Source organism: Nitrospirota bacterium (genome assembly GCA_040752355.1).
Taxonomy (GTDB): domain Bacteria; phylum Nitrospirota; class Thermodesulfovibrionia; order Thermodesulfovibrionales; family Dissulfurispiraceae; genus JBFMCP01.
In genome coordinates, this window is record JBFMHE010000010.1 from 98,999 (window position 1) to 111,455 (window position 12,457).

At 57.2% G+C, this 12,457-nt stretch carries 16 protein-coding genes and 1 riboswitch; of the genes, 10 read left to right on the forward strand and 6 right to left on the reverse strand.

The window, feature by feature from the left end:
• Positions 1–11: 11 nt before the first annotated feature.
• Together cobU and AB1805_09065 are read right to left on the reverse strand one after the other, a co-directional pair.
• A complete protein-coding gene (cobU, locus tag AB1805_09060; protein ID MEW5745566.1) occupies positions 12–521 on the reverse strand; it encodes a bifunctional adenosylcobinamide kinase/adenosylcobinamide-phosphate guanylyltransferase in 510 nt (169 codons plus the stop codon).
• A gap of 155 nt (positions 522–676) precedes the next feature.
• Positions 677–904, reverse strand: a riboswitch (cobalamin riboswitch).
• 65 nt (positions 905–969) lie between these two features.
• Entirely contained in the window at positions 970–1,176 is a 207-nt protein-coding gene (locus tag AB1805_09065) for a hypothetical protein (GenBank protein MEW5745567.1), read from the reverse strand.
• A 151-nt stretch (positions 1,177–1,327) separates the two neighbouring features.
• On the opposite strand from AB1805_09065, the gene AB1805_09070 reads away from it, so the two are divergent.
• From AB1805_09070 to AB1805_09090, 5 genes are all read left to right on the forward strand, one after another.
• Positions 1,328–2,023: a TIGR04283 family arsenosugar biosynthesis glycosyltransferase gene (locus tag AB1805_09070; GenBank protein MEW5745568.1), complete on the forward strand. Its 696-nt coding sequence runs from the start codon at positions 1,328–1,330 to the stop codon at positions 2,021–2,023.
• Positions 2,024–2,064: 41 nt separating this feature from the next.
• The gene (locus AB1805_09075; protein ID MEW5745569.1) at positions 2,065–2,337 is read left to right on the forward strand and encodes a DUF3641 domain-containing protein; all 273 of its coding nucleotides are present in this window, start codon (positions 2,065–2,067) and stop codon (positions 2,335–2,337) included.
• Positions 2,330–3,013 (forward strand): TIGR04282 family arsenosugar biosynthesis glycosyltransferase, encoded by a 684-nt coding sequence (locus AB1805_09080; GenBank protein MEW5745570.1) that lies wholly within the window; start codon positions 2,330–2,332, stop codon positions 3,011–3,013. Before AB1805_09075 ends, AB1805_09080 begins: the two co-directional genes overlap by 8 nt.
• Positions 3,014–3,106: 93 nt before the next feature.
• A complete protein-coding gene (locus AB1805_09085) occupies positions 3,107–3,304 on the forward strand; it encodes a type II toxin-antitoxin system VapB family antitoxin (GenBank protein MEW5745571.1) in 198 nt (65 codons plus the stop codon).
• A gap of 1 nt (position 3,305) precedes the next feature.
• On the forward strand, positions 3,306–3,662 hold the full coding sequence (locus AB1805_09090) for a type II toxin-antitoxin system VapC family toxin (protein MEW5745572.1): 357 nt from the start codon (positions 3,306–3,308) through the stop codon (positions 3,660–3,662).
• A 52-nt stretch (positions 3,663–3,714) separates the two neighbouring features.
• Here AB1805_09090 and AB1805_09095 read toward each other — a convergent pair whose 3' ends face one another.
• The 3 genes from AB1805_09095 to AB1805_09105 form a co-directional block, all read right to left on the reverse strand.
• Positions 3,715–4,266: a hypothetical protein gene (locus AB1805_09095; GenBank protein ID MEW5745573.1), complete on the reverse strand. Its 552-nt coding sequence runs from the start codon at positions 4,264–4,266 to the stop codon at positions 3,715–3,717.
• 3 nt (positions 4,267–4,269) lie between these two features.
• A complete protein-coding gene (locus tag AB1805_09100; GenBank protein ID MEW5745574.1) occupies positions 4,270–4,551 on the reverse strand; it encodes a hypothetical protein in 282 nt (93 codons plus the stop codon).
• A 74-nt stretch (positions 4,552–4,625) separates the two neighbouring features.
• On the reverse strand, positions 4,626–5,228 hold the full coding sequence (locus AB1805_09105; GenBank protein MEW5745575.1) for a sigma-70 family RNA polymerase sigma factor: 603 nt from the start codon (positions 5,226–5,228) through the stop codon (positions 4,626–4,628).
• Positions 5,229–5,471: 243 nt separating this feature from the next.
• Between AB1805_09105 and AB1805_09110 the strand changes: the two genes are divergently transcribed.
• Positions 5,472–6,605: an AAA family ATPase gene (locus AB1805_09110; protein MEW5745576.1), complete on the forward strand. Its 1,134-nt coding sequence runs from the start codon at positions 5,472–5,474 to the stop codon at positions 6,603–6,605.
• Positions 6,606–6,679: 74 nt separating this feature from the next.
• On the opposite strand, the gene AB1805_09115 is transcribed toward AB1805_09110, so the two are convergent.
• Positions 6,680–6,946, reverse strand: coding sequence for a PilZ domain-containing protein (locus tag AB1805_09115; GenBank protein MEW5745577.1), 267 nt, complete (start codon positions 6,944–6,946; stop codon positions 6,680–6,682).
• Positions 6,947–7,262: 316 nt separating this feature from the next.
• Here AB1805_09115 and AB1805_09120 point away from each other — a divergent pair, with 316 nt between their 5' ends.
• The 4 genes from AB1805_09120 to AB1805_09135 are packed head-to-tail and all read left to right on the forward strand — an operon-like array spanning position 7,263 to position 12,453.
• Positions 7,263–9,968 (forward strand): molybdopterin-dependent oxidoreductase, encoded by a 2,706-nt coding sequence (locus AB1805_09120; protein ID MEW5745578.1) that lies wholly within the window; start codon positions 7,263–7,265, stop codon positions 9,966–9,968.
• Complete coding sequence (locus AB1805_09125; GenBank protein MEW5745579.1) at positions 9,961–10,707, forward strand: 4Fe-4S dicluster domain-containing protein; 747 nt, start codon at positions 9,961–9,963, stop codon at positions 10,705–10,707. The genes AB1805_09120 and AB1805_09125 overlap by 8 nt, the downstream gene beginning before the upstream one ends.
• Positions 10,691–11,974, forward strand: coding sequence for an NrfD/PsrC family molybdoenzyme membrane anchor subunit (gene nrfD / locus AB1805_09130; protein ID MEW5745580.1), 1,284 nt, complete (start codon positions 10,691–10,693; stop codon positions 11,972–11,974). The genes AB1805_09125 and nrfD overlap by 17 nt, the downstream gene beginning before the upstream one ends.
• Positions 11,971–12,453 (forward strand): molecular chaperone TorD family protein, encoded by a 483-nt coding sequence (locus tag AB1805_09135; protein MEW5745581.1) that lies wholly within the window; start codon positions 11,971–11,973, stop codon positions 12,451–12,453. The genes nrfD and AB1805_09135 overlap by 4 nt, the downstream gene beginning before the upstream one ends.
• Positions 12,454–12,457 lie beyond the last annotated feature (4 nt).

Consider the following 12,457-nt stretch of genomic DNA (forward strand, 5'->3'; position numbering starts at 1 on the left):
GTGCGAAGCTTCTATTTTATGCGCAGCGGTATCCCGGCGGTCACGAGGAATACCTCGCCGGCGACGGCGGCGACCTTCTGGTTGAGGGCGCCGGCAAGGTCCCTGAACCGGCGGGCGAGCAGATTGTCCGGGACAATGCCGAGACCCACCTCGTTCGCAACCACATAAACGGCGCAGCCATTGCTTCCCTCGAGCGCTGCGATAAATTCATCCGTCCGCTCTTCTATATTCCCGATTTCGGAAACGAGCAGGTTCGATACCCAGAGCGTAAGGCAGTCGACGAGGAGCACGGAGTGGGCTCCCCGAGCAGACGTCAGAGAGGCGGCGAGGTTAAGCGGCTCCTCGATCGTCGTCCATGCATCGGTCCGCTCCTGCTGATGCCGCGCGATCCGCTCCCGCATCTCGTCGTCGAGCGCCTGCGCCGTCGCAATATATGCCTTGGACCCCGCTGCTGCCGATGCCTTCTGCAGCGCAAACCCGCTTTTGCCGCTCCTCGCTCCGCCGATAACGAAGGTGACCACGTTCCTCCTCAAAATAAAAAATCCCCAGAGCATCGATGCCCTGAGGATTGCACCCTGTTTACTTCATCCTCATTACTCCGGCCCGCTTCCACGAGAGGCCTTTCGTCGTCCGCAGCCCATAGCGATAAAGATTGCTCCCTGCTATGAGCGGGGACTGAGAGCTGCTGCTTTCAGGCAGGTCTTCTGGCTCTCCCGACCTTTACCAGCCTTCCCATTCGCTCGTGAACAGTGGCGTGTTGTTAGGTAAAGGGCTTACTCCTCGATGTTGCCGGGGAGTCGGGATCACAGCGGCGGGACCGCTCCCGATTTGGCCTGCCTCGCGGCTGAACGACCGCACGGGATTCCCTATTAAGCCTTGCGGCACCTGGTACCTTATATTATCGGAATGCTTCTGCTAAATGTCAAGAAAAGCCGGGGAAGAGAGGGGGGAAGAAAAGGGTGAGGGGATTTATCGCAATCGCTTTCCGCACTTCGGACAGAAGTCGATCCTGATGACATCCACGGTGCCTGTTGCCGGGCATGACAGCTCCATGAGCTCTATCTTGAGCATCTCCCTGCAGACCCAGCAGGTCAGGTTCTTCTCGAGGGGCTGGCTCGAGCGGAAGTCTTTCCAGAGCTCTTCGGAGTCTATATTGCCGGTTCGCTTGTTTTCCATCGCCCTTGTCGCTCGCGGTAGTGTGGTTTAGTTATCGGCAACAGAAGGCATCCGCTTTAGTGTAAAGAAGGGCGTTGACGGGAGTAAAGGAAATTTTACCGATCATTGGGTCTTGTTGACAGGGCACGGAGGCTGCCCCGTATGATAGGAGATGATGGGTCGCCCCTGCACGATCTCGGTAATCATTCCGGTGCTCCATGAAGCCGCTGTCATTAATGAAACGGTAATGCATCTCCATCGTCTCGAGCCGGCGGCTGCAGTCGAAGTCATCGTGGTCGACGGCAGCCCTGACGGAACGACGCTCCAGGCCGTCAGCGATCCCTCTGTTGTACAAGTTGTTTCGGAAAAGGGGCGGGCGCTCCAGATGAACGCCGGCGCAGCGCGCGCTTCGGGGGAGGTGCTGCTCTTCCTTCATGCCGATACCCTTCTGCCGCCCGATGCGCTCGCCCGGATTGTGGAAGTCGCGGACGAGGGCCGGTCCGTTGCCGGCGCCTTCGACCTGGGCATTCGGTCGGACCGCTTCATCTTCAGGATCATCGAGCGGCTCGCCTCGCTCCGCTCCCGGCTGACCAGGATCCCCTTCGGCGACCAGGGGCTCTTCATACGCAGGGAGTACTTCGAGCGTACCGGGGGATTCGAGCCGCTGCCGCTCATGGAGGATGTCGAGCTCATGCAGCGTATCAAGCGGCGGGGAGATCCCGTTACCATCATCCCTGAAAGGGTTTCGACCTCTCCGCGGCGCTGGGAAAAGGAGGGCGTCATCTACTGCACCCTGAGGAACTGGACCCTGCAGCTCCTCTATCGCCTGGGAATTCCGCCCGAAAAGCTGGTAGAATTCTATAAATGATTGCGGACCCCGGGTTCGTGGATACATCACATCGAGTAAGGATGAAGGAGATCGATTTCGACGCCTTCAGCCCGGAAATCACCTGCGACGAGCACTGCTATGCCTGCACCGTCGGCAAAGGGAGCAGCTGCCACGGCGCTCTCATCGGCCGGGGAGCCGGCGCGAAGTCCCCATTACGCCCATTACCAATGAAGAGCTCAGAAAAATCTTCGGCGCCATGCTCCTGTGATGTCGGACAACAAGAGCGGCCCGGCAGGAGCATGCGGGTGCTGATGCCTCCCTCGCTGCATGCAGAAAGCGGCGCCGGTGCATAAGAGGTGTCTCCTCCTCTTCGTAAAGTCGCCTGAAAAGGGCACGGTGAAGTCCCGCCTCGCAAAAGACCTCGGCGAGGATGCTGCGCTCGACCTCTACCGCTGCTTTGTGCTCGATCTCCTGCAGACCCTGAAAGGGGGAGAGTACGCATTCAGCATCTGTTACCACCCGCCGGAGGCAGGGGACGCCGTGGAGCAGTGGCTGGGGAGCTCTTATGCCTCTATGCCGCAGAGGGGAAACGATCTCGGCGAGAGAATGAGAAGCGCCTTCGAGGAAGTCTTTGCCGCAGGATTTTCTGCAGCCGTCATCATGGGCAGCGATATCCCCGACCTGCCGCACGCCCTTATAGACGAGGCCTTCTCCTCGCTCGAGTCGGCCGATAGCGTGATCGGCCCGGCCGTCGACGGCGGCTACTATCTCATCGGGTTCAGAAGAGACGCGTTCCTCCCCGATATTTTCGAAAACATGCCCTGGAGCACCGATACTGTTTATGAAGAAACAATGGCGGTGCTCGAAAGGAATCATGCGGATGTCCACGTCCTCCCCGCATGGAGAGACATCGATACCCTGGATGACGTGAAGGACCTCCTGGCGAGAAATAAAACATCCGAGTTCAGAACATCCCGAACCATGGCCCGTCTGCTCGCTATGAGAGGCGAGTTGTTCTCCAGCCGTTAGATCCCCGATGCCGGGCTCGGCAGCTCCTTGACAATGGCATATATATCATGCATACTTATGCATACATATGAGCATATACTGCAAGGAGGAGCTGTGAGGACAACGCTGAACATCGAAGACGATCTCCTCGATAAAGCCGAGAGATTGACGGGTATTAAGGAAAAGACCGCCTTGATCAAGCTGGGACTCGAGGCATTGATATCGCGGGAGAGCAGCAAACGGCTTGCCAGACTGGGCGGAACCGAGAAGAGACTCGAAAAGATACCCCGGAGGAGAACGGAATCTGCATAATATGGTTCTTGTAGACACCTCCGTATGGGTAGCCCATCTCCGCGAGGGGAATATCGGTCTCGAAGCGCTCTTGAATGAGGGTCGCGTTGCGTGCCATTCGTTCATCATCGGCGAGCTCGCCTGCGGAAATCTCAAGAACAGGTCGGAACTGCTCTCTCTCCTCAACGCGCTCCCTATGGGAACGCATGCAGAGCATGAAGAGGTCATGCTGTTTATAAAGGAGCACCGTCTTATGGGGAAAGGCCTCGGCTATATCGATATGCATCTGCTTGCATCGGCTCTCCTGACCGGGATACCGCTATGGACGTTCGATAAACGATTGAGCGAGATCGCCGCAGCGCTGAAAGTGCGGTACTGACAGCGGATCACGTATGCGGACTTTGTTCTCCTGCGCCGTACCGTTCAATTCGTTAGTCCCTTCTTTCGTATCGATCAATTTTCAGTAATGCGTAATCGCCGACTTTTTCGGTGGTCACCTGTATATCATATGCATTTATTTCAGCATGCTTCTTGATTTCTAATATCGTGGAGACGCCGTTGAATGACGTGCCTGTAATAAATGTCCCGACTACAGCGTTTTTGATTTTACAATTCTCGCACTGCTTGTCTTTGCCGCAGCCTGCCTCGGAGAGGGAGTGTATACAATCAAAGACCTGCCCGCCTCGGTGCTGTTCGATCCTCGATAAATCCTTTTCAACGAGAGCGCATGCCTCTTGATTTGCGGTAACTACCTGTCTCGGGTTGCCCTGCATAAGGAGAAGGGGAGCATCGCTCTCGTCGAGGAATTTGACGAGGGCACTGATGTCGCCTTGCTTCACTACATCATTTCTGCAGGCTGTACAAAGCCCCTTTGTAATAGGCCTCCTTGCTTCTTGCTGGATAGCAACGGCGTCTAACGCAGAACCGCACCAGATGCAAATCGTTTGCATACCGCCTCCTCGTTCTCTCTGTGATATGATCATTATTTATCCTCCTGGATGGCCTGATCGCTCTCCAAGTTCTTCTATCATGGTATCCATATCAACGTGGACAGCCTCTGCGAGCAATCCCTTGTCTTTGCAATAACTGACTGTTTCATCAAGTACTGACCTGAGCTCATCTCTGAGATTATTGAGCTCTCCCAAGCCATCGCAGCCTTTCTGCCTTCTTTTGGCATAGATATAAAGGAGAGCGTACTCCTCCATAGTTCGGAGGAGTGTTTCGAGCTGGAGGTCTTTTTCCGCTGTGCCTGCAATGATTTCGAGCATCACTTTCCTCACGTCTGGCAGAGTCTTTTATCCTTTATATCGTTAGACGGAAATGGGCGAGGAAAGGATACGGATCATAGCGTGCGGCGGAATGGAAGCATGGTGCTTTTACGGTCGCAGGCGAATTCGTTGCGGTGATCGCGATAAAAGATACACTGCGCTTCGAGCTCTTTTCTCAGGCATGCTCTGGCTCGGTGCAGCCTGATCTTTACGTTCCCCGCACTGATCTGGAGAATCGAGGCGATCTCCTCATGGGAGAGCCCTTGCATATCCTTGAGCGCAATCACAATCCTGTGTTCTGCCGGAAGGTTCCTGATTATATCGCGTATGCACTCGTTCATTTCCTTCCTGATGATGCCCAGGTCGAGGGGCTCTCGTTTGACTCCGCTGCCATCTCTGTCCTCAATATCATCAGCGACATCCGGGTCGGCAGGTATACTCCTGATTGCATGCCGATATGAGGCCTCCCGCGCACGGTCCGCAACAGTATTTATCGCGATACGGTAGAGCCATGTTGAAACGTTCGATTCTCCTCTGAACTCCTGCAAACTTCGGCCTGCCTTGAGAAAGACCTCCTGCGTCAGGTCAGCAGCCTCACAAGGGGAAGTCAGCCGCTCAATGAGCCTCAGTATATCGGGCTGATAGGTCGCATAGAGCCGTTCAAAATCGAGTGCCATCGTGCTCTCCCGGTATCGTTAACTGCTTCTGCCTAGGGGAAGTATAACAGGTTTGAGGAGGTGAAGTGCAGGTGTGCTCTGCCGCAAAACAGGGCTAGAATACGAACAATCCTGCCCGGCACTGGGTGCCGCGGTCATAGAACTGGGTCACGAAATCAAGCCTGATCCCGCTGGTCTGACCATTGACGACAATTGGCTCCATGTTTTATATTTGGATATGGCAATTCCATATTTGGACTTAAAATGGAAACGATAAGGCGGTTTCTTAAAGCAGAAAGGCAGAGTTTTTTCCTGCTCGGCCCGAGGGGGGCAGGGAAATCGACCTTTATCAAGACAGCATATCCTGAGGCTTTGTATATAGATCTCCTCCTTCCCGATGTCTTCAGGAATTACACCGCCTATCCGGAGAGGTTGAGGGAGGTGGTGCATGCGCAGAAGGGAAAAAAGACCGTTGTCGTTGATGAGGTGCAAAAAGCGCCGCAGCTTCTCGAAGTGGTGCATAGCCTCATAGAGGAAAAGAAGGGACTTCAGTTTATTCTGACCGGCTCAAGCGCGCGAAAGCTCAGGAAAGCAGGAGTGAACCTGCTCGCCGGCCGAGCACTCATGAAACACATGCATCCTTTCACGGCTGCTGAGCTCAAAGAACTGTTTGACCTGGAGAGGGCTCTGGGCATCGGCATGATACCGCTCATTCTTAGCAGCGCAGACCCTGCAGCAACACTTCAGGCATATGTCGATCTTTACCTTAGGGAAGAAGTGCAGCTGGAAGGGCTCACAAGGAATATCGGAAACTTCTCCCGGTTTCTCGAGACCGTGAGCTTTTCCCATGGGGCCGTTCTTAATATAAGCAATGTGGCTCGTGAATGCCAGATAGAACGCAAGGTGGTAGAAGGCTACATCGGCATCCTCGAAGACCTGCTTTTAGCATACAGGATTCCGGTGTTTACCAGGAGGGCGAAGCGAGCGGTCGCTTCGCACCCGAAGTTCTACTTTTTCGATGCCGGCATTTTCAACGTCCTGCGACCATCGGGACCTCTTGACCGTCCTGAAGAAAAATCGGGTGCAGCCCTTGAGGGGCTCGTCTGCCAGCATCTGAGGGCATGGATCGACTATGCCCATTCGGGCTGCCAGCTCCACTATTGGAGGACCAGTGCCGGATCCGAGGTCGATTTCGTCGTGTACGGAAAGGACATATTTTCGGCAATAGAGGTGAAGAATGCGGCAACCATACATCCTCAAGACCTCCGCGCGCTCAAGTCATTTGGCGAGGACTACCCAGAAGCAAAAAGGTTTCTTGTATACCGAGGCAAAGAAAGGCTGATAAGAGATGGTATTTCCATTGAGCCTGCCGATGAATTCCTGCTTGGGTTAAAGTAAGAAGCATTCAGGGCGACATTTCTGAAGGTATGCAACTGCATATTATGCCGGGGCGTTCGGTGCTGCAGGGAAGGCTAGAATACGAACAATCCTGCCCGGCACTGGGTGCCGAGCGGCATGCTCCATTGGACGACGGCGTGAGAGGGGAGATCGTCTCCGCCGTCGCTCCTGAACTCGATGAACTGGCCGAACAGGAGAAGGGAGTCGGTGACGATGCCGATGCCGCTCTCGCTGATGTCGACGCTCGTGCAGTGGTAGCACTCTTCCAGCGGATCGCCGTAATGCAGGTACTGCATGGCCGTCGTGAAAGGGATCCTGAACTCTCGCCGTTGCTCCTTCATAACGTATTACACGTTACCAGATATGTCCCGGCAAGTCAATCGCCGTAAAAGGGGCGGAAAGGGGCGGCTTATCCTTCTGTTAATGCCCGGCCCCTCGCAGGCCCCGGGAGCCGGGTTTACAAAAATTAACAGGTAATTTACCGTTCATTTACTGCGTGAATGACTATGATGTAATTAGGACCGGCGTTTGCAGCGATAGAACGGTTGTTGCGCTGGAATAGGCGGCACTATCTCCGCCGGTCCAAGAAATTACCACCCTCACTCGTACACCGCCGGGAGAGCGGAAGATAGCGGCGTGAGGGAGAGGAGGTACGATATGGGCGTGACACGCAGGGGTTTCCTCAAGCTGTGCGCTGCGGGAGCGACGGCGGTCGCGGGGTCTCGGTATTTCGAGATCGCGCAGTCTGCGGACCGGCAGTACGAATCGATCGACCTGATCAGGTCGACCTGTTCGCCGAACTGCACAGGGGCGTGCGGGTTCAAGGCGATGGTGCACAAGGGCAGGATCGTCTCGCTCGTTCAGGCAGCGGACTATCCCGACCGGGAGTACAATCCCCGGGGCTGCTTGAGAGGGCAGTCGATGCTCAATCTCATCTACGGACCGGACCGGCTCAAGCATCCCCTCATCCGCGTCGGGCAGCGCGGCGAGGGAAAGTTCAAGGCGGTAAGCTGGGACGAGGCGCTGGACTACGTCGCCGATAAGCTCGCCGCGATCATGGCGAAGTACGGGCCCGAGTCAGTCGCGACCTCCATTCAGGTCCCCGGCACGGGCTATGTCAACAAAGGGGCGTTCATGAGGCTCTCCTCGCTCTTCGAGTGGAGCGTGCTGCATGCCTATACCATGAACGGCGACCTCCCCGCCTTCTGGCCCATGACCTTCGGGGTCCAGACCGAGGAGCTCGAGTCACTCGAGTGGATGAATTCACGGTACACCGCGATATTCGGATCGAATATCCTGGTGACGAGGGTGCCGGACGCCAAGTTCATCACCATCGGCAGGGAGCGGGGCGCCAAGGTCATCATGGTAGACCCGAACTATACGCCGACCGCCTCGAAGGCCGATGAATGGATCCAGATCAATCCTGCCACCGATGCGGCTATGGCGATGGGGATCGTCACGGTCATCGTCAACGAGCGGCTCTACGACGAGGAGTTCATCAAGAGTTTTACGGATATGCCGCTCCTCGTGCGGCTCGACAACCGGAAGAAGCTGAGAGCGTATGAGGTGAAGTCCCTCAGCGGGCAGGCCGCTGCGCTCAAGGCGAGGATTCCCGAGTACCGCGATCTTTACGTGGCCTACGACCGCGCTGCGAAGCGGTTCGTCATCCCCGACCCCGAAGACCTTTCACGGAAATTCGATCCCGCGCTCGAAGGGAGCTTCGAGGTCGAGCTTGCCTCGGGAGAGCGGGTGAAGGTGAAACCGGTGTTCCAGCTGCTCAAGGAGTTCACGAACGAGCACTATACCCCCGAGAAGGCGGCGAAGATCATCGCGCCCGATGAATCCATGGCGCCGGGATACGCCGAGACCATAAAGCGCCTTGCCCGGGAGATGGCGACGATAAAGCCGCTCCATATCGTCTACGGGGCGAGCAACTACCAGTGGTTCCACGGCGACCTGAAGGGCAGAGCGCTCTCCCTGATCGTCACGCTCACTGGCAATCTCGGGAAGCCGGGAGCGGGCATTTCGACCTATGCAGGCCAGTACCGCGTGCGCTGGCCCCTCGCCGCTTGGTGGAGCTTCAAGGAGAAGAAGAACCGCTGGGTCACCTACCTGCTCTGGATGAACGATGAATACCGGAACGGCGAGGAGTATAAAAAATACAATAAAGAGACGCCGTACCCGAAAAATGGCGTCAAGGCGTTCCTCTACGGCTGGCACAATCCTTTTGACCAGCACAACATGGCGAACCGGATGCGTGAGAAGGCGCTCAGCGGCGACCTCGAACTGATCGTCGCGACCGACTTCCAGATGAGCACCTCCTGCCTCTGGTCCGACGTGGTGTTGCCGGGAGTCGCCTGGTACGAAAAATACGATCTTACCGCTACGGTCTCGCATCCCTATGTCCAGCTGCAGCAGCCCGCCATTCAACCCCTCTTCGAGTGCATGCCCGAGATATGGATATTCAAAGAGCTTGCCAAGCGGGTGGCTTACCGCGTGGGCGACGACAGACTTAAGAAAGAGGTGGAGGAGTTCTACCCCGACCCCGCGCTCTTCAGGCAGGAGGAGGAGGCGCGGCGGAGCGGGACCTGGAGCCTGAAGCTCGCCCGCGATATCACGGAGAGGGCGTCCCTCGATGCAGCGGCGCTGATGCTCAGGACCGGCGGCGAGCAGGTCAAGGATATCACGGTCGAGATGCTTAAAAAGGGGCCGGTGCGGCTGAACCTGCCGACCCCGGGCAAGCGGCAGATCATGTTCTGGGAGCAGGTGGTGCAGAAGCAGCCCTTCCCGCCCGTCTCCTACCCCGCGCCGCTGCCGAAGACCGCCCGGTTCGTCAAGAGCGGAAGGGCTGAGTTCTACAAGGACGAGGACGTTTTCATCGACCTCGGGGAGATGCTGCCGATGCACAAGAATCCCTTTACCGACACGGAGTCCAGAAACCGCAAGGCAGTCAAATACAATCTCTCCTTCGTCACGAGAAACGCCCTCTACCGCGTCCATTCGACGCATAGCAACAACATCACCATGCTCGAGCTCCAGAATTTCAAGCCCAAGGTATGGATGAATCCGAAGACCGCCGACGCGCGGAAGATAAAGGAGGGCGAGCTCGTCGAGGTGTTCAATGACCGGGGGAGGGTCTGCGGCTATGCGGTTCCCGATCCCGGCCTCCATCCAAGGGTGATCGTCTTCGAGCAGGGCTGGTGGAGCAGGTACCTGAAGGGCAGCTCGTATAATACCTTGACCTATCCATGGATAAAGTCGTCCCATGTCATCTACTTCGTTCCGGGGGTATGGGAACCGACCACGGCATGGAACGAGGTAGCCTGCGAAGTAAAGCGGGCAGAGGGGGTGCGCCATGCGTAACTACGGAATGGTCATAGATCTGAATCGGTGCATCGGCTGCAGGAGCTGCGCCGTTGTCTGCAAGATCCACAACTCCGTGCCGCCGGGCACCTGGTGGCAGCGGGTGGAATCGGTCGGCTCCTCGGAGCACATGGTGCCTGCCGGCGAGGCGCCCGACCTCTCCGAGCCGTTCCTGCCGGTGCCCTGCATGCATTGCGAAGACCCGGCCTGTGTCAAGGTATGCCCTGTCGGCGCTACCTGGAAGCGGGAGGACGGTCTCGTGCTCGTCGATTATGAGCGGTGCGTCGGCTGCAGGTACTGCATGACCGCCTGCCCTTACGGCGTCAGGCAGTTCAACTGGCAGCATTCCGACGAGAGCTTTAAACAGGGATTCAGGAATGCGGGGTTCAGCGAGGAGTGGTTCCAGGACAAGGGCTACCGGTACGGCTATCCCCTCGACCACAGGACCAAGGGCAGATTGGTCTATACTCCGAAACGGCCGAAAGGCGTTGTCGAGAAGTGCACCTTCTGCGTTCAGTATGTAGACCAGGGCCTGCCGCCGGCGTGCGTCCGGGGCTGTCCCGGAAACGCGCGGGTCTTCGGGGACATGAACGATCCGAACAGCGAGATCGCGAAGGTGCTCAGGACGAGGGAGATCTTCAGGCTGAACGAGGACCTCGGCACGAAGCCCAAGGTGTTCTACATCCCGCTTGCGCGGAGAGAGGGCAAAGGAGGCATTCACTATGACAGCAAACTATAAGAAAATAATGACGATCCTCGCTGTGATCGTGGCGGTGGGACTCGGCGCATGGATATACCAGCTCCAGAGGGGGATGATCGTGACCAACATGCGTAACTCCTTCTCCTGGGGGCTCTATGTGGCGATGTGGGCCTTCTATGTCGGCACTGCCGCCGGCGGCCTCGTCGTCTCATCCGCCATTTACCTCTTCGGGGCAAAGCAGCTGAAGCCCATCGCAAAAGTGGCGTCACTGACCGCCTTCATCTTCGCCGTGGGCGCGATGATCGTGCTGCTCCCGGATATCGGGCGGCCCGAGCGGCTGCTGTACATGCTTGTCTATGCTAATTTTACCTCCATGCTCCCCTGGGACATGGTAGTCCTTTCGTCCTATGCGGTCGTTTCGGCGGTCTATACCTACGTTCTCCTGCGTCCCGATATCCTGAGCAAGGGCATTACCGTGCCCTTTGTCGGGACCCTCATGAAGCGTTCCATGACCCTCGAAGAGCTCGAGAGAGAACGGGAGAAGTCCGAGAGACGCGCAAAGCTCCTGGCGCCAGTGGCGCTGCCGCTTGCCATACTCATCCATACGGTAACGGCCTGGGTGCTCGCCACACAGCTCGCCCGGCCCTGGTGGTTCGGCGGCGTGCTCGCTCCCACGTTCATAGCAGCAGCCCTCGCCACAGGGCCTGCAGTCGTGATCCTCGCCGCGCTCACGGCATACGGATATAAGGAAAAGCTGCAGGATACCTATCGCCTGCTGGCAAAGGTCTCGGCGGCAGCGTCGATCATCATGCTCTTCATTTACTACAATGATTTCGTGGTGCGGCTCTGGTGGAACAGCGGCAGGGAGGCAGAGGCGGTGAAGCTCGTATTCCACAACTACCTCGCCATCCACGCAGTGGAGGTCGCCTTCATCCTCCTCTCGGTGGCGATTTTCCTGTCCCGCCCCTCGAGCAGGAACCGGCTGGTTGGAGGGAGCCTGTCGGTCATCACCGGGGTGTTTGCGCACCGGTTCCTGCTCATCCCTCCCGCCTATAACCTCATACCGCTGAAGCTTCCCGTCATCACGCGGGGATCGACTGCGGAATGGTCCTACCCGATAGCGATCGGAGAGGTGCGGGGGAGTCTGCTCGATCCGCAGCCGGTCTTCGCCTCGTACTGGAAGTATGTTCCGTCGATTACCGAGGCGGCCATAGCGGCAGGGGTAATGGCATTCATCCTGCTTGCGTTTATGGCCCTGATCAAAATGCTTCCTATCGAAGAGCCCGCCGGCGAGGTGAAGCAATGAACCCCTACCGGCTCTTCTCGCTCGTCTTCTCCTACCCCACGGAGAAGACGGTAGCGGCTGTTTCGGAGGCAGTGGACGACGAGGCTGCCCTCCTCACCGCCTGCGTCCAGCAGATGCAGTGCACGCCCCTCGAGCAGCTCCAGGAGGAGTACACGCGGCTCTTCATCAATTCCTATCCCACGCTCCTCTGTCCTCCCTATGAATCGTTCTACCGGGACGGAACGCTCTACGGGTCCTCCTCTGCGGAGGTGAAAGAGATTTACAAGACATACGGCCTTGATTATACCTACGAGGGGGAGCCTCCCGATCTTCTGAGCGTCGAGCTCGACTTCCTGGCATTGACGAACGACGGGGCCTTTCTCGAGCGGCTCAACGGCTGGATCTTCGCATTCACCAAGCGGGTAAAGGAGCACTCCGGGATATACGGCCCCTGTGCAGAGGAGCTGGAGGAGTTCCTGAGGGCGGCGGTGGCTCGGTGATATA

Bases quoted from the DNA above. Each gene is read 5' to 3' on its own strand.
- AB1805_09065 (MEW5745567.1), bottom strand. From the start codon at position 1,176: ATGGAAAACAAGCGAACCGGCAATATAGACTCCGAAGAGCTCTGGAAA.
- AB1805_09070 (MEW5745568.1), top strand. From the start codon at position 1,328: ATGATGGGTCGCCCCTGCACGATCTCGGTAATCATTCCGGTGCTCCAT.
- AB1805_09075 (MEW5745569.1), top strand. From the start codon at position 2,065: ATGAAGGAGATCGATTTCGACGCCTTCAGCCCGGAAATCACCTGCGAC.
- AB1805_09090 (MEW5745572.1), top strand. From the start codon at position 3,306: ATGGTTCTTGTAGACACCTCCGTATGGGTAGCCCATCTCCGCGAGGGG.
- AB1805_09095 (MEW5745573.1), bottom strand. From the start codon at position 4,266: ATGATCATATCACAGAGAGAACGAGGAGGCGGTATGCAAACGATTTGC.
- AB1805_09100 (MEW5745574.1), bottom strand. From the start codon at position 4,551: ATGCTCGAAATCATTGCAGGCACAGCGGAAAAAGACCTCCAGCTCGAA.
- AB1805_09105 (MEW5745575.1), bottom strand. From the start codon at position 5,228: ATGGCACTCGATTTTGAACGGCTCTATGCGACCTATCAGCCCGATATA.
- AB1805_09110 (MEW5745576.1), top strand. From the start codon at position 5,472: ATGGAAACGATAAGGCGGTTTCTTAAAGCAGAAAGGCAGAGTTTTTTC.
- AB1805_09115 (MEW5745577.1), bottom strand. From the start codon at position 6,946: ATGAAGGAGCAACGGCGAGAGTTCAGGATCCCTTTCACGACGGCCATG.
- AB1805_09120 (MEW5745578.1), top strand. From the start codon at position 7,263: ATGGGCGTGACACGCAGGGGTTTCCTCAAGCTGTGCGCTGCGGGAGCG.
- AB1805_09125 (MEW5745579.1), top strand. From the start codon at position 9,961: ATGCGTAACTACGGAATGGTCATAGATCTGAATCGGTGCATCGGCTGC.
- nrfD (MEW5745580.1), top strand. From the start codon at position 10,691: ATGACAGCAAACTATAAGAAAATAATGACGATCCTCGCTGTGATCGTG.
- AB1805_09135 (MEW5745581.1), top strand. From the start codon at position 11,971: ATGAACCCCTACCGGCTCTTCTCGCTCGTCTTCTCCTACCCCACGGAG.